Here is a 19,606-nt window from a genome sequence, read left to right as displayed (position 1 = left end):
TATCCGCATGCACGGCCTGCCGGTAACGAACCACAGCGAATTGCCCGTGATGACAACCGAATACGCGCATCTAATCATGCAGAGCCACTTGGACTGCCAGGCATCGATGTGCCCGGTCAAGGCGCAGGCGAAGAAGCGGCTCATCGAGGCCGGTCGGCTCGTCCCGGCCGATGTTCCGCACCTGGGGTTCTGATATGGCCACTGATCCCCTTCAGCACCAGTATCCGAACCATCCAATGTCACCGGTCCAGATGCATCAGGAGATCGCCCGCGACCTACACGCCGACTGCACGGTGCGGACGTGTGAGATGTTGCGCGGCTGTTGGACTCGCCTGATCGAGACGGGACATCCGCACCCCACCGATTCGCCCGCTGAATGCCCCACCTGCACTAGATCGTCTGCCTGACACCAGATCTCGAATACCGAACAACCAAGGGGTGCTGCCCAATGCTTCAGATCGCAGCTCTGATCGTCCTGCCTACCACCCGCACTTGCGGCGTATGGCCGGTCTGTGCCGTGGGTGAACTTCACGCTGGTCCGGGCGCGGAGACCACCGGTCAGGCGGGCCGATGATCGCCACAAAGCCGAACCGCCGCCAATCCCGAGCCACAGATCGCAATCCAGCACTGCCGCAACGCGATCCGTTCATCAGGCCACCCGCCATCTACAGCGGTGCACCAGCCGATGTGGTCGCGCGGTTCGCGGACGCGGTCCGCGAATGGGCGAATCAGCCCGCGCCCGCGGAGTCGTCCCGGTATCGGGCTGTCGAGTGCCCCGGCACCGGACGTGCCAACGAGGAGGGGCGTGATGCGTCGAGATAGATTGCGGACCACCCGAACCCAGGACGGTCACAAGGTTGCCGGGTGAGGGGTAAACCGCTATCAGTACCGACCAACGGCTGGATCCAGTCGAGGTCGAGTGAAGGGCGCAGTCACCGAGCAGTGACTGCGCTGTCCAATGGCTGGGCCCGCTCGAGAATCTCGTCGACGGTCTGCTCCACGGTGAGATCGGAAGTGTCCAACCACAATCCGATGCGCGGGGTCTGCGCTCGGAGCACCTCATCCAGGCTGTCGACGGTGAACCCCTCGTAGGCGACCTTGTCCCGGCCTGCCTCGCGCGCGGCGACCGTGGCCGGTTTCGGCGCGAGCACCACCACATATCGCGGCCGGGTCCGGATGCGGTCGAGGGTGTAGGGCAGGAACTCCCCGAGCACGACATCCTGGATGATCGCGGTGAATCCGGCCGAGGCGTACGCATCGGCGGTGTGCGCGGCCAGCGCGTGCCGCAGCCGCAGTTGCTCGAGTGCTTCCGTCGACGGTTCCGGACTCATGTCCGCCCGGCCACCGATGATGAAGCGCCGGAACGCATCTCCGCGCACATGCGCCGAACGCGGCAACCGCTCCGCCAACGCCTGTGCGACCGTGGACTTCCCGGCGGCCTGGATACCGGTGATCAAATAGACGGCGGATTCCATATCCGCCATCATCGCAGCCGATCGCCACTCATTTTCCGCCGCCGGTCCCCCGACTCAGCTCGTCCGGTGGAGCGGCTGCAGTCGCGACAACTTACCTGCCGACCCAGCATCGGTAGATGCCGACCACTAGCTAGTCCTGCGCTGGGCGAAGAATCGGGTTGATCTCGGCCAGCATGGCGATCAGCTGACTCGCTCCGTGACGTACCAGCTCATCAGGCGCCCTGGTCAATGTCTCGCACTCTCGCACAGCAGCATCCCGGTCGCGGGAGAACACCCCTAACACGTCGAGCACCGCTGTTTGGATCCAGTCGCCGTGGTTCGGATCGGCCGCAGCGAGTCCTGAGGCGACGGCTGCGAAACCGACCGCGTCCTGACGTCGGAGCAATGCCTCCGCCGTCGCGCGGGTAACGAGTGTGTCGCCAGCATGAAGCATGAGGCCCAACAGCGGCCCCCGGGTCTCGGGCATTTCGGCGAAGTTGGCGAGGCAGCGGCCTGCGTCTGCCCTGTCTCGATAGTCGGGGCTTTCCGCAAGCCTGATCAGCGTGGCTACGACTGCGCCTCTCACCTCGTTGCTCATGGGCGCATTCTTATGCGACCACGACGGAAGGTCCACTCAGCTCGCGCGATGGATCGGATGCAGTCGCGATAGTGCGCGCACCGCGTCGGCGCGCGAGATGAGCTGGTCGCCATCGAGTTCGGCGATGGCTGCCTCCATCCATTCGCGGATCAGCGTCGACAGGCCGATGCCGCGGCTGTCGGCGAGTTGCTTGACCCGGGTGTGCAGCTCCAGCGGCATGCGAATGGAGCTGGTCACCATGATGTCGTCGCCGGGGGCGAGTGGCGGCGGCGCCTTTTCCGGCGGGACCGGTTCGTCGCTGAAGGTCAGCCGATCCATGAACGCCGCCACTTCGTCCGGGGTGGACGGGAAATCCTTCTCACGCATCACCGGTTCTCCTGTTCCCACTCCTCGAACATTTTCAGTTCGTCGGCGCGCATTTCCCGGGCGCCGATGATCAGCCAGGTCCACTGGTCCTGTTGACGCGTCGCCACGATCAGTGGCCGCCCGGTACCCGTGCGACCCCAGACCGACAGCACCGACACGTGCCCGTCATCGGCGATCCGCGGCCAGCGCCGTGCGCCTTCCAGGACTTGGCGTACCTCCCGGGGTCCGATGCCGATCAGATGCGCGAACGCCCAGTCCGGCCACTCGAACCCCATGAACACATACTACGCGCATAGTAACCGACCGATCGGTCCCAGTTGCAGTTCTTGACACACATGGCGGACCACAGCCGGTGACCGATCTGGCCGCCCATTTCGAGATGACGCGGCCGAGCGAGCTTCTCCGAACATCTGCGGGTGTTCCGGGAGGCCGAGTTGGTCAGCGAGAACAAGGTGGGGCGGCAACGGCTGTACCCTTGCCCACATCAGCCCCGGCGCACAGCAAGAACATCAACTTCTTCGGCGCGATCGAAGTCGACATCGACGCAGAACTCGCCCAACTCGGCCCCAACCGGCTACCGGCCGTTGCGCGTACGAGACACCTTGATCCGACCGCACGCACGCCGGTTCGGCCCGAGTCCATCTCCCTCGCTGTGATCCCCGGCCGACTCTCGGCCGGGGATCACAGCGAGGTGAGGTCGCGGACCTGTCAGCGGTCGATGCTGGCCATGTTCGCTTCGTCGTGACGGGCCCCCACCGCTGGCGTGAGCCGGTCCAGGCGCGCGAGCTGAGCGGTGCTCAGCACGACGGCGTCGGCGGCGGTGTTCTCCTCGACGCGAGCGACGCGGCGGGTGCCGGGGATGGGGGCGATGTCGCTGCCCTGGGCCAGCAGCCACGCGAGTGCGACCTGAGCGGGGGTGGCGCCGTCCTCTTCTCCGACTGCCCGGACCTCATCGACCAGTCGCAGATTCTGGTCGAATGCCTCCCCGATGAACCGGGGATTGGTCTTACGCCAGTCGTCGTCGGGGATGTCGGCAGGCGAGCGGAGCTGACCGGTGAGGAAGCCGTGGCCCAGCGGGGAGTAGGGCACGAACCCGATCCCGAGGCCGCGCAGCAGCGGCAGGAGTTCGTCCTCGGGGTCACGTGTCCACAGCGAGTACTCGGTCTGCAACGCCGCCACCGGGTGCACCGCGTGGGCGCGGCGGATGGTCTCCGGCGAGGCTTCCGAGAGCCCGATGTGCAGGACCTTGCCTTCGGCGACCAGTTCGGCGAGCGCGCCGACGGTTTCCTCGATGGGGGTGCCGGGGTCGACGCGATGCTGGTAGTAGAGGTCGATCCGGTCGGTGCCCAGCCGCCGCAGCGAACCTTCGACCGCGGCCTTCACGTTCGCGGCGCTGCTATCGATAGTGCGGGGCCCGGTGCCCGCCGCCGGATGCGAGAGCAGACCGAATTTGGTGGCGACGACGACCTCGTCGCGTCGCCCGGCGATGGCGCGGCCGACGATCTCCTCGCTGTGGAAGGGACCGTAGATCTCGGCGGTGTCGATATGGGTGACACCCAGGTCGAGAGCACGGCGGATGGCGCGGATCGACTCGTCGTCGTCCAAGCCTCCGCCAGAGGTGTACGTGCCGGCCATGGTCATGGCCCCCAGGCCGATACGGGACACCTCCAGAGTGCCGAGAAAAGCAGGCTTCATCGAATAACTCCTTCGTTCGGTTCGTCGGCGGTGATCACAGGGATGGCCGGGACGGCCACCGAGCGCGGCATCACGGCCGCGGTGCTTCCCCGACTTCAGACAACACCGTGTCCCGGGAACGAGACAGGGTCTGCTGAGAGGGGTACTCACGGTGCCCCTCTATGCGGCCTGCCTGCATCTACGCTCGATACCATGGACGAGAAGGAGGCAGCGCGGACAGCGGTCCGCGAATTCCTCAGCAGCCGCCGTGACCGGGTCTCACCCGGCGCCGTGGGCCTGCCCTCGACCTGGACCCGGCGCCGCGTGAAGGGCCTGCGGCGCGAAGAGGTAGCCCTGCTGGCCGGGATCAGCCCCGAGTACTACATCCGCCTCGAACGAGGCCGGGCCACCGGTCCCTCACCAGGCGTCGTGGAATCCATCGCCGCGGTGCTACGACTCGACGACGACGAACGCGCACACCTCGATCAGCTGCTCACCGCACTGACCCCCGAAGCCCGCAAGCGTCGCAAAACAGCGATCACCGCCACGATCGGCCCCGGAATCCGGGTACTGCTGGACTCGATCAACCACCTGCCCGCTGTCGTGTTCAACAGCCGCCTCGACCTGCTCGCCGCCAACGACCTCGGACGAGCCCTCTACACCACGATGCTCGACACCGACGGCCCGGTGAACGCTGCGCGCTTCATGTTCCTCGACGAGCATGCGGCCCGGGGCCTGTTCCCCGAGTGGGAGCGTATCGCTGCGGACACGGTGTCGATCCTGCGCATCGAGGCCGGACGCCGCCCCGACGACCCGGAACTCGTCGCCCTCATCGGTCAGCTCTCCACCCGCAGCCACGCATTCCGCACCCGCTGGGCCGCCCACGACGTCAAGACACACCGCGCAGGCACGAAGGTCTTCCAGCATCCCCTGATCGGAAGGCTCACCCTGCCCTTCGAGAACCTCACCATCGACACCGCCACCGATCAGGTCATGACCGTGTTCACCCCGCAGCCGGGCTCACCCGAACACGACGCGATCCGCCTGCTCGCCAGCTGGAACGCCCACACCCCGAACCCCACGGAGGCCGAGAGTTCCCCGGACAGGTCCTGACAGGTGTTCCGTAAGACAATCGACCACCGGGAACGCCACATCCGAACGACTTCGCCCCTGCTCACGGGTGTTCGGTGAGACTATTCCGACGCACCGCAGCGAATCCGAACTCGCGCTGGCTGTTCCCCGGCGGTTCGGTCAGCGCACGCCACACCTTCGCCGGTGGGTGGGGTTCCGGAATGGCAGAAACCGCTATTCACGTAGTCGGTATTCGTCGTGGAGGACCCTGGGTTGCCGAGCCGTAATGGCCAGTCGGATGCTGCGCGTCGGCTGGCGCGATGCCGACCCGAATGCCGAGCACGGCGCCGACTGGACGATCACCTGGACGCTGGAGCCCGAGGGCAAGGGCACCCGATTGTTCTTGGAACACGCCGGATTCGATCCGGACCATCCGCTCCAGCAGAAGGCCCGCGCGATCATGGAAGCCGGCTGGCGCACCCATGTCATGCGGCGCATCGACGAAGTGTTGCACGAGGTGGAGTCGTCGCCGAACCTCGGGCGCTGAGTCGTGCCGCGTTTGCCTGCTGGTGCACCCACTGTCGCAGCTACCGGGTGTGAGCTGGCGATGAGGGTGTGCGGTACTCGCTCAGCGGTTTTCGGCGGTCACGATGATTGTGGTCCAGCCGCCCAGGTGGATGCGGTCACCGCTCTGGAGTTGGACCGGCGCCTCGGCGGGGATCAGGTCTTCGCTGCCATTGAGGCTTGTTCCGTTGGTGGAGCCGAGATCGGTGATGGTTATGCCGGTTTCGGTGAGGCGGATGATCGCGTGGGCGCGGGAGACGCCTGCGTCGGCGGGGGCGATGCCCAGATCGATCTCGGGTTGCAGGCCCTGGGAGACGCTGTGTTTGCCGATCAGGATGTCGGTTCCGCGCAACATGATTCGGCGCTCGGGATAGAACGCCGGGAACTCGACCTGATCGGCGTCGGGGCCCTTGCGGGCCTGCACCCGGTCGTAGAACTCGCGATCGGCGGTGATCGTGGCGACCCATGTCACCGCACCGGCCACGCTCGCGACCTCGGCGTCGGAAACCGCGGTGGCGGTGACGATTTCGGTCGGCGCGGCCGCACGCGGCACCGGCGTCGGCAGCGCCGAATCGGCGCCGCAAACTTCACAGAAGCGACCGGTGCTCGGCGACCCACATGACGGGCACAGCGCGGCCGCGATCGTCGGCGCGGGCGCACCGATCGGTGAACCGCAGACATCGCAGTAATCCGTCGCGACGGACTGATGCCCGTCCGGACAGGTGGCAATCGCCATCACCCCTCCTTGCGTACCCGCGCCGTCTTGGTAGAACGTGCGTCCAAGGCCATTTCGTCCGCGGCCTCGACTCTGGCGCGCAACCGCACCGTGCCATTGCGCTCATCCACTTCGACCACACCGCGCAACAGCTTCGCGGTGCCCTCGTTCCCGGATTCGGCGGCGAGCTCGACCGCGCGCCGCAGCTTCGCCGTCGCGGTCTCCACATCACCGTTTTTACGCGCGCTCAACCCCTCCTGCACGACCTGGGCGAGTTCGGCCTGTCCGGTGTAATGCGCGACGCGCCTGCTGATCCTGGCCGAGAGCTCGGTCTCGGTGGTCCATACCGCGCGCACCAATCCCTGACCGACCACCTCGTCGCCGGCGACCACACTGATCCGGGCCGCGAGTTTCTCCCGTCCCGGCGCGGCGGGCTCGACCCGCACCTGCACGTGATAGTCGCGGTCCTCGGCACCCCACGCCCCGAGCGGGTACTCCCCCAGCTGCGGTCCGGCATCGGTGCGGCGCGCGGTCAGATCCTCGATGGTCGGCGCGACCTGCTTGACGAACTGGACGGTGGCTCCTGCCGGTGTCCACACCCGCAGGGTGAGTTCCGGAATCGCCTTGGCCATCGACGTCTGCGTCATGGCGGCGAAGTCCGCCGCCAGATTCGCCGGATCCGCGACGATATCGACCGTGCCGTGCAGTGCCGAGGCGATGGCACGCAATTCGTCCACCTGCCAGTCGGTTCCGACGCCGCGGCAGTCGCAGGTGAAGATCCCCTCGGACTGTTTGATCTCGGCGACCAGCGCCGCGGGTTCCTCATGTTCGTTCTTACCGTCGGTGAGCAGAATGGCGTGCACCATGGCATCCGGATGTTTCTTGGCCAGCTGCCGGGTAAGCCCGAGCCAGGTGCCCATGGCGGTGCCGCCGTTGGGGCGCAACTTGTCCAGTGCGCGGCGGGCCGCTGCCCTGGTATCGCGGTTGACGGGCACCGATGGTTTATCGCTCGGATAGGTCAGCCGCGCCATCGATGTGCCCTCGATGATCGCGAACCGGGTGCCATCCTTCAATACATCGAGTGCGGCCAGGGTGGCCCGGCGTGCACCCTCGAACTTCTTGCCGGTGGCCATCGATCCGGAGCAGTCGAGGATCAGCACCTCCAGTCGGTCCGGCTCCGGTCCGGCCGCCACGAAATCCGCTCCGGTCTCCACCGTCACCACCGCGTCGACCGTATCCGCGCCCTCGGCCAGATATTCGTTCTGGTCTATCGCTACCGAAATACCGTTATTCGCAATGGAACTCACTGTGCTACTCCTGCATCGACCGATGGCCCGATCGGCACCAGTGCGACGGTGATGTTGTCGCTCCCCCCGGACCGTAGTGCAAATTCGACAAGCGCCCGCGCCGCCTCCTCGCGCGGTAACCCGCTGACCATCCGCGCCAGCGCCGCCGGATCGGATATGTAGTTCCAGAGTCCGTCACTGCACAGCAACAGCATCCCGGGACCCGTGGTGTGAAAGGTCTTCACACATCGGTCCGACCACGCTTTGTCCTCGCTGTCGGCACCGAGCCAGCGCAGCAGGGTATGCGCCCGCGGATCCTGCATCGCGGACTGCTCGTCCATGGCACCGGCATCGACGAGCGCCTGCGCCCACGAGTCGTCGACGGTCAGCCGCGTCGACGGCAGATTCCCGCCCACGATCGGCTCGATACCGGCGCCCTGCAACCAATATGCCCGGCTGTCACCGACATTCGCGACGGTGATCTCCACGCCGTCACCGCCGTATCCGCGCACGATGGCCGAAACATAGGTGCACGACGGAGCGTGACCGTCGTGCGTCGCGATATCGCGGACGGCCCGTGACGCGGCCGTGAGCCCGGCCATGACCACCGCCGTGCCGGAGCGGGCTTCGGCCAATGCGGTGAGGCAGGCGTCGACGCCCGCACGCGCCGCCGCGCCCGAAGCCGCCTGCGGATCGTCAGAGGTGGAGACGCCGTCGCTGACCGTGATCACCGTCACGATCGGGCGCTTGGCCCCGTCTTCCAGTACCGCGGCGGCGACCGCATCCTCGTTGCGCGCGTGCGCGATACCGCGATCGGTCATGACATAGACCGCGCCGAGATCGGCCTCGAATCGATCCGGCTGCGGCCGCAATTGACCGCAGCCGCCGCAGTAACCGTCGGCGTCGTATCGGGTGCCCCCACACCCCTCACATGTCGGTGCCGCATCCGGATCCGACCGCGGCAGCGCGATACGCCGCGCGCCGAGTTCACGACCGCAGGCCTCACAGAACCGGTCGGCGACCCCGACCCGCGCCGCGCATGCCGGGCATCGCGGCTTCACCGCGATATCGGACTCGGTCATAGGGTCGTCCTCGGCCGGATCGCATTGGCACGATCCACCAGCTCGAATCGGGCCCACATATCTTCGGTTTCGCGGGCGAGGTCGCGATAGCAGCGCTCCAAACCGGTTCGTACTCCGTCCTGATCGAGGTTGGCGCCGAGCAGCGCCCCATGTGTTGTCGGTGCTTTACCCGCGCGCAGCCAGTTCAATGCGGCGTCCAGCACGCGCATCCGCACCTGTGCGCCACGGCTTTTCGATTCGATCCGCAATGCTTCGACGCGCCCGCCCGCATCACGCAGCAGTGGTTCCGACAGTTCATCGGGTGCGCGGTCGGCCAGCATGGTCTCCACGGCCGTGAGCCGCGCCTCGGTGTAGAGCGCCGAGGCCGAATCCACCTGATCGAGTACGGCGACCGCACCGTCCCGATCGCCGTCCGCATTGCGCAGCCGGGCCAGCCCGAAGGCGGCGCTGACGAAGCCGTGGTCGGTGCGCCAGACCGTGTCGTAGTAGCGCGCAGCCCGTTGCCGATCCGACTGCGCGCCCGCGAGTTCGGCGACGGCCGCCTGTGCGACCTTCGGTGCGGCCTCACCGGGCAATGCGGCATACACGGCATCGAATTCGGCATACGCCGCGTCGATACTGCCCGCGAGCAGTTCGGCTTGACCGCGATACCAGGCCAAGCGCCAATCGCCGGGCAGGACGGCGGCGAGCTCCTCCAGTCGGCGCAGTGCGTCGATCGGGTCCCCGATCTCCAAGGCGGCGCGCACCAGCCGCAGCGGAATCTCCACGGATGCATCGCGGGTCGTGACCACCGAGCGCAGTCCCGCCTCGAAGGCGGGTTCCAGTTCGGCGGGTGAAGTTCCGCCGGTGGTGGCCAGGAGAGCCGCACCGCTGTCGTTCGGATCGACCAGCGGAACCGGTAGTGCCGCAACGATACTCGTCGGCGTCGGTGCTTCCTGAATGCCGAATACGCCACGCGGCGGCCCGAAGTAGGCCGACATTCCGGGACGCGGCACACCGTCATCGATGCTCAGCACCTCGCGCAGCACACCGGTCAGCTGATCGGCCATCTCCTCCATCGAGGAGAAGCGCGCCTCCGGATCGGCGTCGGTGGCGCGCAGGATGAATCGGTGCAGCGAATCGTATTTCGCCAGTAGCGGTTCGGCGTCCGGACCGGGCAGCGCGCCGAAATGTCCGCCCTGCTGCGGCACATTCATCAGTAATACCGCGAGAGTGCGTCCGACGGTGTAGACCTCGGTGGCGACGGTCGGCCCGCTGTGGGAAATTTCGGGGTCCTGATAGCCGATGGTGCCGTAAATAGGGCTGTCCTGATCGTCCATGGCGATCACCGCGCCCATATCGATGAGTTTGAGCTGCTCATCGGTCTGCATCACATTGTCCGGCTTGAAATCGCAATAGGCCAGGCCGAGCGAATGCAGATAGCCGAGGGCGGGCAGCATCTCCAGAATGTAGGCGATGGCCTGCGGCGGCGGCAGATAGCTGCCGCCGGCATCGCGGCGGGCGCGCAGGATCTGTTTGAGCGACGTTCCGCCGACGTACTCCATGACGATGTAGCCGACCGCGACACCGTCGGCGCCGCGGTGCTCGACGAAGTTGTAGATCTTGACGATGCTGGGATGTTCGACCTCGGCGAGGAATCGCTTTTCGGCGACCGCTGCGGCCATCGCGTCCAGATCCCCGGAATTGAGTAGACCTTTCAGCACCACCCAGCGGTTGGCGACATTGCGGTCGGTGGCCAGATAGATCCAACCGAGCCCGCCGTGCGCCAAACACCCGACCACATCGTACTGTCCGCCGACCAGATCCCCCTTGCTCAGCTTCGGTGTGAAGGAGAACCGGGTACCGCAGTTGGGACAGAAGCCCTCGCCGCGGCCGGGAATACCGTCACGGCCGCGTCCGACCGGTCGTTCACATTTGCCGCAGAACCGCTTTCCCTCGGCGACCTGCGGATCGGCCAGGACCGCGGTGGCCGGGTCGATGCGCGGCATCCGCGGCACCTCCACCATGCCGGCGCCGAGCCGACCGCGAGCGCTGGATTTCGACGAGGACCGGCCGGTGCGCACCGAACGTCCGGAGGCGCGGGTGCTTTCCGAGCGGGCCGACACTGCGGAAGTTCCGGAATTTCCGGCCGGAGCTGTGCCACAAGCATCGCAGTAGCCGTCGACGATGTTTCCGCCGCAGCCCGGCTCGGCACAGATAGCCTGCCGCGATTCAGCCGGAGCCGTACCACAGTCGTCGCAATACCCACCGACAACAGTTCCAGTACAGCCGGGTTCGGCGCAGCTGCGATCCTTGCTCGAAACCCCCTGCGGGATGGGTATTTCCGCCGATATCGTGGTCGCCTCGGCTGGTGCGGTACCGCACACCACGCAGTATCCGTCTTCGATCGTGCCGCCGCATCCCGGCTCATTACAGGTCATCCGCCCCGCCCCGATTTCTCCCCGATGATCTGCTGAAAGTCGGCGACCGCCCGGGTGACGGCCGCCAGATCGCACGGTCGCCGCGCGAGCAGACCCGCCGCGATCTGATTGGAGGCCAGGACATCTCGGTCCTCGCTGACGCCGAGACGAGCCGCCTTCGCCTGATAGGCAGCCAGTCGTCCGCGCAATTCGCTACGCCGATCGAGCAGGCCCTGAGCCAACTCCTCCACGGTGGCCGCTCCCGCGGTCGCGTCCGCGATCCGTGTACGCAACCGGACCAACTCCGCTGCCGTACCCGAATTCGCGGACAACGCATCGAGTTCCGCTTCGAGCGCGGTGATGTTGTCCTCGTACACCGGCAGCGGGCCCGCCAGAATCTTCGTCTCGACTTGCGTCCGTGCCTGCGCCGCGCGGGCTCGGGTGGCCCGCAGCACAGCCAAGCGCCTGCGCGTTTCGGCGACCGCCTCGACCCAATCCGCAGCGACCGCATCGAGTTCAGCGAGGATGGTGGCTATCTGCCGCAACTCCCCCGACAACTCCGCGATGCGCGCATCGATCTCCGGCACCGTCAGCGCGAGCGGATCGGTCGCCGAACGGCTCAGCAATTCGGCGATGCCGTCGCCGATCACGAGCAGTTGCCTGGTCTCGCCCCCGGCCGCGCCCGCCTTTTCCAGGGTGTCCTGCAGTGGCGCGAGGCCCGACATCACCCGGGTGTTCACCGCATCGATCGCGTCGAAGAATTCGGCGATTTCCGGGAAGGTGGCCCGCATGCGATCAACGGTATCGGCGAGTCCGACGAACAGAACCTCTTCGGCGGGTCCGGTGAGCGAACGTTGCGCCATCGGTATCGGCGTGCGCGCGGCCTCGTAGGGACGCCCGCGCAGCAGCCGGGTGAGTTCGGCGCGCTCACCGTCGTCGAGGCGAGCTCGAGTGCCGCGCGCCTTGCGCGCGGAATCCAGGATGATCTGGAGACGGCTGTAGTCCTCCCACATCAGCGCGAGCGCGGCGCGGACCGGCAGCCAGCGCTGTTCGGTCACCCCGGTCGGCGGATAGCGCTGCAGCAGTGTGTGGCCCGGATGTTTGTCCAGTTCCAGCAGGGTGGCGGTGATGGCATCGAATTCGACTGTGCGGATGGCCAATTCACCGTCGATTTCGGTGAGAGTGAGTAGTTGCATGGTCTTACTCTTTGTAGCGGAGGTCCGGTGGACCCGGCGACGGGCCGAGGGCGCTGAGTCTGGTGTTGTAGAGCTGCTGCCAGGTGCCATCGCTGCGGATGCGTTCCAGCACGCCGTTGACGAAGCGGACCAGATCCGGATGCCCCTGCGCGATGCCGACCGCGTACGCGCCGGTTCCGATCACCTCACCGACGATCTCCAGATTCCGGTCCTGGGCTACCAGGCCGACCAGGATCGGATCGTCGCCGCTGATCGCGTCCACGTGACCCTGTTGCAGCGCGGCCAGACAGTCGGTCCAGTTCGACGCGCCCAGAACAACGGGCCGCTTGGGCAGGCTGAACAGCGGTCCGGGTGAGGTGGTGCCCCGGGTGACGCACACCCGTTTACCACCCAGATCCGCGCCCGCCCGGATGCCGGAGTTGCGGGTGGCCAGAAGGCGTTGGGTCGCACGGTAATACACACCCGAGAAGTCGACATCGCGGCGCCGCTCACAGGTCGCCGAGAAGGTGCGCACGATCAGGTCGACCTGTTTGTTCTGCAGGGCCGGTATCCGCTCGGCCGCGGTGACCGAACGCAATTCGATCCGGTCCGGATCACCGAAGAGGGATCGGGCGATCTCGCGCGCGATATCGATATCGAAGCCCTCGAGCTGTCCGGTGCCAGGATTGCGGAAGCCGAACAGGTAGGTGTTCTGATCCACGCCGACCCGCAGTTTGCCATTGGCGACGATGGCCGCCATGGCCGAACCCGACGGCATCGCACCGGGACTCGGCAACGGCCCGGGACGCAGGGTGGCCTCCGGATCGCAGTTGCCGCCGGCTTCGCTCTGCGGTGGCGTGGTGATCTCGACGAGATCGGGTTTGGGGTTGACCGCGGCCACATTCGTGGACGCCGGGGCCTGGATGCCGGAACCACATGCGGTCACCAGCACACTCACCGCGATCAGCGCCATCCATCCGAAGCCGTACCGCCGCAGGGGGTTTCGCTGTCTCACAGGAACTCCTTCAGCCGTGGCCACAGGCCGGTGACGGTCGAGGCCGCGGCGCCGAACAGCAGCACCAATGTCCCCGCCGGGCTGAGCGTCAAGGTCGCACCCGCCGCGTCGACGCCGTGGCGCAACTCACCGCGTTCCTGGATGAGGTTGTCGCGCAACAGCTGATCGAGATGGGCGAACAATGTCGCCGAGGTGTCCGGACCGGTGCCGATGGCCTGCGCCACGGCCGCGGGATAGTTCGCCGCCTCGTAGGCCGCACGCTGTTTGGCGTGTCCGGCGGTCCAGCCGAGCACGCTGCGCGAGGCCGCGGAATCGGGTCCGGTCGCCGTCGCCAACCGATCCGCGAGTTCGGTGGTGTGCTTGCGGTAATCGGTTTCGCTCGTGGTGATATCGCCGCGGGTGATCAACTCCAGGGTTTCGTCGGTGCGCGCTTGCTGGGCCAGGATCCGTGCCCGGGTCAGGGTTTCGAAGCGACTGGTCGCCCCGGATTTGCCGGTATCGAGTGCGGCCGCGGCGATGATCGTCGCGGCGACCACCCAGAACAACGCGAGGGCGGTCGCGCCCGCGGCGACCGCGAGACCGAGGTTCACCCGGCGATTGGTGCGCCGCAGCAGGACGAAAGTGCCACTACCACAACCGATGAGAACCAGCATCAGCAGCACGATGGTCGTCCACGGCAGCGCGCCGATATCGTGCTGATCTCGGCGCATCGCGGCCATGCGGTCCTTGCTCAGCATTTCGGCGTTGGGCAGCAAGGAATTCTGCATCAGCAGTGAGGCCTCGCGCAGATAGGACGAACCGACCGGGAAGCCCTGCCGGTTGTTTGCCCGTGCGGTTTCGACCAGGCCGGTGTAGGCGGGCAGGTCGGCGGCGATCCTGGCGACGATATTCCTGCTCTGCTGATCGGCGGCCCCGGCGGTCGCCTCCGCAAGTGCGGATGCCGCTTCGGCAAGCGCCTGCTGATACTGCCCGCGCACCTCCGGTGATTCGATGCCACCGGACAGGAAGGCCGTCGCCGCGGACGCGTCGGCGGCCGACAGCGCGACGTACAGGGTCTGTGCGGCGTAGGCCAGCGGTTCGGTGTGTTCCAGCACGGTATCGCGCCGAGCGATCTTGCCGCTCAATTGATCGGCCGAGGTCAACCCGGCAAGCAGACCCAACACCGCGGTTACGACGGCAACCGCGCCGATGGCACCCGGAGTCGTCCCGGCGAAGCGCCGTAACCACGCACCCCCGTTGCGCATGGTCGCCGGTAGGCGAATCTCCAACACCGTCCCCCTTCATCTACCCGGCCGGTGTTCCCGATCGCGATAGTACGGGAGGGAATTCGGGTTTGCTGCCCATCGCGCCGGGGGTATCGAAATCCGAGGTCAATCCGAGGTCGCATCGAGCAGCGGTGCGAGGTTCGGCGTCCAGCGCGGGTACTGGGTGAAGATATCGCCGAAGGACTTCGACGGCTTGCCCAGCGGTAGGCCCGCCGACTTGTCTTCGCGCAGCTCGTGCTGCAGCGATTCCACCGAGCGCACCAATCCGGTATGCAGACTGCGCTGTTCGAGAACGGCACTGCGGCCGGTGATCCCGATCGCGCCGATCAACGCACCCGAGCTGTCGCGCACCGCCGATGCCACACAACTCCAGCCGACCGCCGTTTGCTCACGTTCGTGCGCGAATCCGGTGTCGCGGGCCTCGTCGAGCAGTGCCCGCAGTTTGCGCGGATCGGTCACCGAATACTGGGTCAGCGGTGGCCAGCGCATGGCGAGGATCTGTTCGGCCTGTTCTTCGTGCGCGGCGATCTGCAGCCGCCCCGCGGCGGTGAGGACCATACTCGGCCCGAAGGAGGCCAGGCTCGGCCAGTTCTGCCGCTTCATCACCTCGGCGTAGTTACGGCCGAACGCCGAACCGTTGAGGGTCAGCTCACCACCGTACAGGCTTGCGCACCAGACGATTTCGCCGCGTGTGCGCATATACAGGTCCTGGATGTAGGGCTGCGCGGTGACGACGAAACCGTGCTGCTGTGCCGCGCGCAAACCGTGGTAGATCAGCAGCGTGCCCGCACGATAGCCGTCCTGGGTCAGTTCGAGCATGCCGCGTCGGGCCAGATCGTTGGCAATGCGGCGGACGGTGGGTTTCGGAATGCCGGTCTGCTTGGTCAAGGCGGCCAGCGACACCGGATCCCGGGAATCGGCGACCGCCTCGATAATCGCGACGGCGCGGCCCACCACGGTTCTGTCATCGGGCATATCGCACCGCCGAGGCGACCGGAGCACAGCGGCGACACATCATGTCGACCTTCTCGGGAATTGGGAACCGGCCGCGCGAGAAATGCGCGGTTGCGATGAGTGTGCGACCGCATCGCCACGGGTGTCAAACCGGTGCCACATTGGACGGCCGTTGGTTATTCGTTGGTCGGTGCCGCGAATCTCAGGGGGCCCGAAACGTACCGACCCGTGTTCGGTACCGACCCCTAACGCACCCCTATCCAACCCTCCAGCGTCGCACCCCGAGGCGACCGTAATCAATGCACGCACAGCCAATTTCGATGAACGTGTCACTCAGTGATACGGCGGGGATGTTTCCGCACCGGATTTGCCGGACGCTGATTCCAGGTCCCGTCCACCGGGCTTGGCGCGCAGGAAAGTGAACCCAGTGAAGTACCTACTCACCGCCGTTCTCGCGGTGGTCGCGGCGGCCGCGGTTTTCCTCGCGGTCGGCAAGTCGAATCTCGATATCCGACTGCCGCATGTCGATCAGGCCTCGACTCAGGATGAGCCCACCGGATCGACTCGTAGTAGCGGCGATTCGAGCGGGAAGGTTACTCCCGGACCCACCGGGAAACCGGAGCAGACCAAGAAGCACACCGTCGTCTTCGACGTGACCGGCAGCGGCAAGGTCCGCGACCTCAGCTGGAGTGACGGTGCCAGCAGCTACCTCGGCGCGGGCGCTACGACACTGCCCTACTCGCGCACCCTGGTCAGCAACCGGAACGGCGGTTTCGTCGTCTTCATCGAGGGCACGCCCGATCCCACAGGTGCGGCCCACTGCAAGATCACCGTCGACGGCAAGGTCGTCGCCGATCAACAGGCCACTGGTCGCGGAATGTACTGCCGCGCAGAAATTTCCAACTAATCGGAGCCAGGAATGCGTGAGGATACTCGTTTCAAACTCACCCAGGCCGGAGTGAGCGCCAGCCGGGTGTTCCCCTTCTATGTCGTCTGCGATGTCTCCCGGTCGATGTGGGATCCGGCATGGACCAACCAGAAGATCACGCCGCTGGAGACGGTGGAGCAGGCGCTACCGGATATGCTCAATGTGCTGGAGGAGGATCCGACCACCTATGACACCGCACATCTTTCGGTAGTCGCCTTCGGTGATTCCGCCGTCGCGGTGCTGCCGCTGACCCCGCTGCGGGTCGACCCGTCCATTCCGGCGCTGCCACGCCAGGGCGCGACCGACTACGCGGACGTATTCCGCTATCTGGACCGGCAATTGCGTGGTGACCACAAGCGTTTCGCCAGCGCGAGATTGGACACCTACACGCCGGTGATCTTCTTCCTCACGGACGGAAATCCGCAGGTGCGCGGAAAATTCCAGCCCGATGAGGTCTGGGTGCCGGTACGCGCCGGACTGGAGGCGCCCAGCCACCCGTTCCGCCCGGTGGTGGTGGCCCTCGGCATCGGTGATGTGCGCGAGGACACGGTGCGGCAGTTGCGCTCACGCAATCCGGTCGGCGTCGCCTGTGTCGCCGAAGGCAGTGTGGCGCCGGGCGATCTGTTGCGCGCCATCATCAACAGCATCAAGTTCTCGATCAGCAGCAGTGTCGGGCAGGGCAGGTTCCTGTTCCGTACGCCCCTCGGTATGCGGGAACTGGACTGAATAGCCATGACGCTGGATACGTTTCGCCAACGCCCCATTTTGCTGGTGGCCGGGATCGCACTGCTTGGTGCGCTGCTGTCGATCATTGTGCAGCTACTCAATGACAGCGAGACCGAGAGCTGGACGACGGCATGGGTTACCGATCAGGTCGTCGCCGCGGGCCTCACGGGCTGTCCACCGGCCTCCGCCCAGCCGGAAAGTGTTGTCGGCGTGTCGAATTGGCCCATCCGTGCGAAAATGGTCAATAAGCAGGGTGACACCTGTGCGCTGATTTCTGGTACTCCCATCACCTTTCCGCAGGGATTCAAGCCGTCGCCGGGGAAGCACAGGGATGTCGTCGGTAACGAAGTCGACATCCGGTCCCTCGGTAATGCGGGTGACCTGCTGATGGTTTCGATCGTCGCACCCAGAGACGAACGGTCCTGGGTGTCGTGGTTACCCGCGGCTCTCATATGTTTCCTTGCCGCGACGGCGACCGGAGCGGCGGTCCTGCTGGTGCGCCCCCGAGCAGATGTCCGGGCCCCCGAACGCGGCGACGAGACCATGCGCCGAGAGGTCGAGCGCCCCGAGCCCGTCCGTCCGGTGGAACTGCCCGCCCTGACCACGTCGGGCGTGAGCGGACTGACGGTCGACCGTGGCCGCAGCGGCCGCTACGACGTCTATGCCGCGACGCAGGTGGGACTTTCGCACGCCAAGGACGGCCACACCCGCGAGGACGCCTACGCCATCGGCGGCGACCCGGATCGCGGCTGGGTCTATCTCGCGGTCGCGGACGGACTCGGCTCGGCCGCCAATTCCCATGCCGCCGCCCAGCGCGCGACCCGCGCCTGCCTGACGCTGCTGCACCGGTACGCGAGTTCGCTCGATCGCATCGGCTATCCGTCCACCTGGGAGCCGCTCGCCGCGGAGATCACCGCGAAGGTCGCCGCCCAACTCGACGCGGGGTCGGTCGACGAACTGGCCGCCGAGCTCGATTACCGCAGCCCGCACGGCGCGGGCGATAACAAGCGCACCTCGATCCCGGCCTGCACATTGGCCTTCGCCGCACTCGGCCCGGTATCGGCGGACGGCTATCCGCTGGCCTGGGCGACCGTCGGCGATTGCGATCTGCTGCTCGTGGATCTGAATTCCGGTGCCACCAAATGGCTTACCCAGCACGCGACCAAGCGCGGAATGATCAGCAATGTCACGCCGTCACTGCCACGCGATGCCGATCGGGTGATCGCCGGACTCACGTTCGTGCCGTCGAATCTGATGGTGGTGCTGGCCAGTGACGGGATGGCGGATGCGATCCGGCTGGTGCCCGAACAATTCGCCACGCTGCTGCCGCAGATCGCCGGGCCGCGGCCCGCCGAACATGTTTTCGGTCAGCTCGTCGGCTTCGACCTGCCCGGCCTGCACGATGACCGCACCATCGTCGCGGCCTGGCCGACACGCGGGCGCGGGCCCGCCCGGGAAAGACGGTAGGTGGGGCAATGACAATGCCGGGGTGGTCGGCAGCCGGCCGTACCGAGTACCGCGTGGACGAACTGCGCATCGTGGGCGACTTCCCGTTGGGTGAGGGCGGTTCCGCGCAGGTGTGGCGGTGTACGACACCGGATGAGGTGTCGGTCGCCTTCAAGCGCTATGACCGGGATACGGTGCGCCAATTGCAGCCGGAGGTGCTGCGCGAGTTGGTCGGCTGGCCGCACCGGCTGGATCAGGACGACCGGAAGCGGCTACTGGAGCTGTGCGCGTGGCCGCATGCCGTGGTCGTCGAAAACCAAACGGTGGTAGGCACTCTCATGCCGCTCGCGCCGCGCGAATTCTTCTTCGAATCACACACCGGGCCGCAGCCGCGCGCCTTCACCCGGGTCGCAGTGCGGGTGTCGGATGCGCAGAAGCGCCGCCACACTTATTTCGACTTCCCGCACAAGATCGCGCGGCTCGGGCAGTTGCTGGTGGATCTGCAGTTCCTGCACGACAACGACATCGTGGTCGGGGATCTGCAGCCGAACAATATTCTGACCACCGACGCGCGCCCGGTCGACGGTATCGTCTCGGCGCACAATTACTTCCTGGACTGCGATTCCTTCCTCATCGGCGGCCGCGGGGCGACCCCGCGACTGGATCCGCTGCCGTGGCGGCCCCCGTATCCGGTGCAGCAGTTCACCGCGACCACCGATCTGTTCAAATTCGCACTGCTGATGATTCGTTGCCTCGCCGAGGATCTGGCCGCGAATCAGCTCGACTATCGGCAGTACGCCCAGTTGCTGCCCAGCGGGGATTTCCAGAAGGTCGACCGGCTGCTGACCACCCCGCACCCGGATCTGACCTCGGCGGATCTGCGAGCGC

Annotated in this window: 22 protein-coding genes; 9 read left to right on the top strand and 13 right to left on the bottom strand. The window is 66.4% G+C overall.

The genetic code is table 11. The annotated features are described in order from the left end of the window. The first annotated feature begins 46 nt into the window (after positions 1–46). Positions 47–193, top strand: coding sequence for a hypothetical protein (locus ON44_RS15755; RefSeq protein WP_245567176.1), 147 nt, complete (start codon positions 47–49; stop codon positions 191–193). 377 nt (positions 194–570) lie between these two features. Then, positions 571–822: a hypothetical protein gene (locus ON44_RS15750; RefSeq protein WP_040690633.1), complete on the top strand. Its 252-nt coding sequence runs from the start codon at positions 571–573 to the stop codon at positions 820–822. A 110-nt stretch (positions 823–932) separates the two neighbouring features. Here the strand turns inward: ON44_RS15750 and ON44_RS15745 are convergent, their stop codons facing one another. The 5 genes from ON44_RS15745 to ON44_RS15725 all read right to left on the bottom strand — a co-directional run bounded on the left by ON44_RS15745 (position 933) and on the right by ON44_RS15725 (position 4,113). After that, the gene (locus tag ON44_RS15745) at positions 933–1,475 is read right to left on the bottom strand and encodes an AAA family ATPase (protein ID WP_245567175.1); all 543 of its coding nucleotides are present in this window, start codon (positions 1,473–1,475) and stop codon (positions 933–935) included. Between the two features lie 130 nt (positions 1,476–1,605). After that, complete coding sequence (locus ON44_RS15740; RefSeq protein WP_040690762.1) at positions 1,606–2,052, bottom strand: hypothetical protein; 447 nt, start codon at positions 2,050–2,052, stop codon at positions 1,606–1,608. A 36-nt stretch (positions 2,053–2,088) separates the two neighbouring features. Further along, on the bottom strand, positions 2,089–2,418 hold the full coding sequence (locus tag ON44_RS46810; RefSeq protein WP_051182065.1) for a YlcI/YnfO family protein: 330 nt from the start codon (positions 2,416–2,418) through the stop codon (positions 2,089–2,091). Then, entirely contained in the window at positions 2,418–2,693 is a 276-nt protein-coding gene (locus ON44_RS15730) for a hypothetical protein (RefSeq protein WP_040690632.1), read from the bottom strand. The genes ON44_RS46810 and ON44_RS15730 overlap by 1 nt, the downstream gene beginning before the upstream one ends. A gap of 433 nt (positions 2,694–3,126) precedes the next feature. Beyond that, positions 3,127–4,113 carry an aldo/keto reductase gene (locus tag ON44_RS15725; protein WP_040690631.1) on the bottom strand — a complete coding sequence of 329 codons (987 nt, stop codon included), beginning with the start codon at positions 4,111–4,113 and terminating at the stop codon, positions 3,127–3,129. A 192-nt stretch (positions 4,114–4,305) separates the two neighbouring features. Here ON44_RS15725 and ON44_RS15720 point away from each other — a divergent pair, with 192 nt between their 5' ends. After that, a complete protein-coding gene (locus ON44_RS15720; protein WP_040690630.1) occupies positions 4,306–5,205 on the top strand; it encodes a helix-turn-helix transcriptional regulator in 900 nt (299 codons plus the stop codon). 244 nt (positions 5,206–5,449) lie between these two features. Beyond that, on the top strand, positions 5,450–5,710 hold the full coding sequence (locus ON44_RS15715; RefSeq protein ID WP_051182064.1) for an SRPBCC family protein: 261 nt from the start codon (positions 5,450–5,452) through the stop codon (positions 5,708–5,710). 81 nt (positions 5,711–5,791) lie between these two features. Here the strand turns inward: ON44_RS15715 and ON44_RS15710 are convergent, their stop codons facing one another. Genes ON44_RS15710 through ON44_RS15695 form a run of 4 tightly spaced genes read right to left on the bottom strand, consistent with a single transcriptional unit; the run spans position 5,792 to position 10,798 of the window. Continuing rightward, a complete protein-coding gene (locus ON44_RS15710; protein ID WP_040690628.1) occupies positions 5,792–6,463 on the bottom strand; it encodes an FHA domain-containing protein in 672 nt (223 codons plus the stop codon). Further along, on the bottom strand, positions 6,463–7,749 hold the full coding sequence (locus tag ON44_RS15705) for a vWA domain-containing protein (RefSeq protein WP_040690626.1): 1,287 nt from the start codon (positions 7,747–7,749) through the stop codon (positions 6,463–6,465). Before ON44_RS15705 ends, ON44_RS15710 begins: the two co-directional genes overlap by 1 nt. Beyond that, positions 7,746–8,810 (bottom strand): serine/threonine-protein phosphatase, encoded by a 1,065-nt coding sequence (locus ON44_RS15700; RefSeq protein ID WP_040690624.1) that lies wholly within the window; start codon positions 8,808–8,810, stop codon positions 7,746–7,748. The genes ON44_RS15705 and ON44_RS15700 overlap by 4 nt, the downstream gene beginning before the upstream one ends. Continuing rightward, positions 8,807–10,798: a tetratricopeptide repeat protein gene (locus tag ON44_RS15695; protein WP_444543892.1), complete on the bottom strand. Its 1,992-nt coding sequence runs from the start codon at positions 10,796–10,798 to the stop codon at positions 8,807–8,809. The genes ON44_RS15700 and ON44_RS15695 overlap by 4 nt, the downstream gene beginning before the upstream one ends. Here ON44_RS15695 and ON44_RS52565 point away from each other — a divergent pair. Next, on the top strand, positions 10,788–10,967 hold the full coding sequence (locus ON44_RS52565) for a hypothetical protein (RefSeq protein WP_245567184.1): 180 nt from the start codon (positions 10,788–10,790) through the stop codon (positions 10,965–10,967). The two genes, ON44_RS15695 and ON44_RS52565, sit on opposite strands and share 11 nt — an antisense overlap. Before the next feature lie 259 nt (positions 10,968–11,226). Here ON44_RS52565 and ON44_RS15690 read toward each other — a convergent pair whose 3' ends face one another. From ON44_RS15690 to ON44_RS15675, 4 genes are all read right to left on the bottom strand, one after another. Then, positions 11,227–12,405 (bottom strand): hypothetical protein, encoded by a 1,179-nt coding sequence (locus ON44_RS15690; protein ID WP_040690622.1) that lies wholly within the window; start codon positions 12,403–12,405, stop codon positions 11,227–11,229. 4 nt (positions 12,406–12,409) lie between these two features. After that, entirely contained in the window at positions 12,410–13,357 is a 948-nt protein-coding gene (locus tag ON44_RS15685) for a glutamate ABC transporter substrate-binding protein (RefSeq protein ID WP_040690621.1), read from the bottom strand. A 38-nt stretch (positions 13,358–13,395) separates the two neighbouring features. After that, positions 13,396–14,670 carry a GlnX family signal transduction membrane protein gene (locus ON44_RS15680; protein ID WP_245567173.1) on the bottom strand — a complete coding sequence of 425 codons (1,275 nt, stop codon included), beginning with the start codon at positions 14,668–14,670 and terminating at the stop codon, positions 13,396–13,398. 99 nt (positions 14,671–14,769) lie between these two features. Beyond that, positions 14,770–15,639 carry an IclR family transcriptional regulator gene (locus tag ON44_RS15675; protein WP_040690619.1) on the bottom strand — a complete coding sequence of 290 codons (870 nt, stop codon included), beginning with the start codon at positions 15,637–15,639 and terminating at the stop codon, positions 14,770–14,772. 406 nt (positions 15,640–16,045) lie between these two features. Between ON44_RS15675 and ON44_RS15670 the strand changes: the two genes are divergently transcribed. The 4 genes from ON44_RS15670 to ON44_RS15655 all read left to right on the top strand — a co-directional run. Then, a complete protein-coding gene (locus ON44_RS15670) occupies positions 16,046–16,525 on the top strand; it encodes a hypothetical protein (RefSeq protein WP_040690618.1) in 480 nt (159 codons plus the stop codon). 12 nt (positions 16,526–16,537) lie between these two features. Further along, positions 16,538–17,272 (top strand): vWA domain-containing protein, encoded by a 735-nt coding sequence (locus ON44_RS15665; protein WP_040690616.1) that lies wholly within the window; start codon positions 16,538–16,540, stop codon positions 17,270–17,272. A 6-nt stretch (positions 17,273–17,278) separates the two neighbouring features. Next, on the top strand, positions 17,279–18,739 hold the full coding sequence (locus ON44_RS15660) for a protein phosphatase 2C domain-containing protein (protein WP_040690614.1): 1,461 nt from the start codon (positions 17,279–17,281) through the stop codon (positions 18,737–18,739). 8 nt (positions 18,740–18,747) lie between these two features. Continuing rightward, a partial coding sequence (locus ON44_RS15655) for a hypothetical protein (protein ID WP_218007582.1) occupies positions 18,748–19,606 on the top strand: 859 nt, incomplete at its 3' end.

The sequence above is a fragment of the Nocardia vinacea NBRC 16497 genome, assembly GCF_000308835.1.
Classification (GTDB): Bacteria; Actinomycetota; Actinomycetes; order Mycobacteriales; family Mycobacteriaceae; genus Nocardia; species Nocardia vinacea.
This window is presented reverse-complemented; position numbering and strand designations above follow the sequence as displayed.

What these genes read in the sequence shown, in the direction of transcription:
- ON44_RS15750 (WP_040690633.1), top strand. Translation starts at nt 571, where the DNA reads ATGATCGCCACAAAGCCGAACCGCCGCCAATCCCGAGCCACAGATCGC.
- ON44_RS15745 (WP_245567175.1), bottom strand. Translation starts at nt 1,475, where the DNA reads ATGGAATCCGCCGTCTATTTGATCACCGGTATCCAGGCCGCCGGGAAG.
- ON44_RS15740 (WP_040690762.1), bottom strand. Translation starts at nt 2,052, where the DNA reads ATGAGCAACGAGGTGAGAGGCGCAGTCGTAGCCACGCTGATCAGGCTT.
- ON44_RS46810 (WP_051182065.1), bottom strand. Translation starts at nt 2,418, where the DNA reads ATGCGTGAGAAGGATTTCCCGTCCACCCCGGACGAAGTGGCGGCGTTC.
- ON44_RS15730 (WP_040690632.1), bottom strand. Translation starts at nt 2,693, where the DNA reads ATGGGGTTCGAGTGGCCGGACTGGGCGTTCGCGCATCTGATCGGCATC.
- ON44_RS15725 (WP_040690631.1), bottom strand. Translation starts at nt 4,113, where the DNA reads ATGAAGCCTGCTTTTCTCGGCACTCTGGAGGTGTCCCGTATCGGCCTG.
- ON44_RS15720 (WP_040690630.1), top strand. Translation starts at nt 4,306, where the DNA reads ATGGACGAGAAGGAGGCAGCGCGGACAGCGGTCCGCGAATTCCTCAGC.
- ON44_RS15715 (WP_051182064.1), top strand. Translation starts at nt 5,450, where the DNA reads ATGGCCAGTCGGATGCTGCGCGTCGGCTGGCGCGATGCCGACCCGAAT.
- ON44_RS15710 (WP_040690628.1), bottom strand. Translation starts at nt 6,463, where the DNA reads ATGGCGATTGCCACCTGTCCGGACGGGCATCAGTCCGTCGCGACGGAT.
- ON44_RS15700 (WP_040690624.1), bottom strand. Translation starts at nt 8,810, where the DNA reads ATGACCGAGTCCGATATCGCGGTGAAGCCGCGATGCCCGGCATGCGCG.
- ON44_RS52565 (WP_245567184.1), top strand. Translation starts at nt 10,788, where the DNA reads ATGCGCGGCATCCGCGGCACCTCCACCATGCCGGCGCCGAGCCGACCG.
- ON44_RS15695 (WP_444543892.1), bottom strand. Translation starts at nt 10,798, where the DNA reads ATGCCGCGCATCGACCCGGCCACCGCGGTCCTGGCCGATCCGCAGGTC.
- ON44_RS15690 (WP_040690622.1), bottom strand. Translation starts at nt 12,405, where the DNA reads ATGCAACTACTCACTCTCACCGAAATCGACGGTGAATTGGCCATCCGC.
- ON44_RS15685 (WP_040690621.1), bottom strand. Translation starts at nt 13,357, where the DNA reads ATGGCGCTGATCGCGGTGAGTGTGCTGGTGACCGCATGTGGTTCCGGC.
- ON44_RS15675 (WP_040690619.1), bottom strand. Translation starts at nt 15,639, where the DNA reads ATGCCCGATGACAGAACCGTGGTGGGCCGCGCCGTCGCGATTATCGAG.
- ON44_RS15665 (WP_040690616.1), top strand. Translation starts at nt 16,538, where the DNA reads ATGCGTGAGGATACTCGTTTCAAACTCACCCAGGCCGGAGTGAGCGCC.
- ON44_RS15660 (WP_040690614.1), top strand. Translation starts at nt 17,279, where the DNA reads ATGACGCTGGATACGTTTCGCCAACGCCCCATTTTGCTGGTGGCCGGG.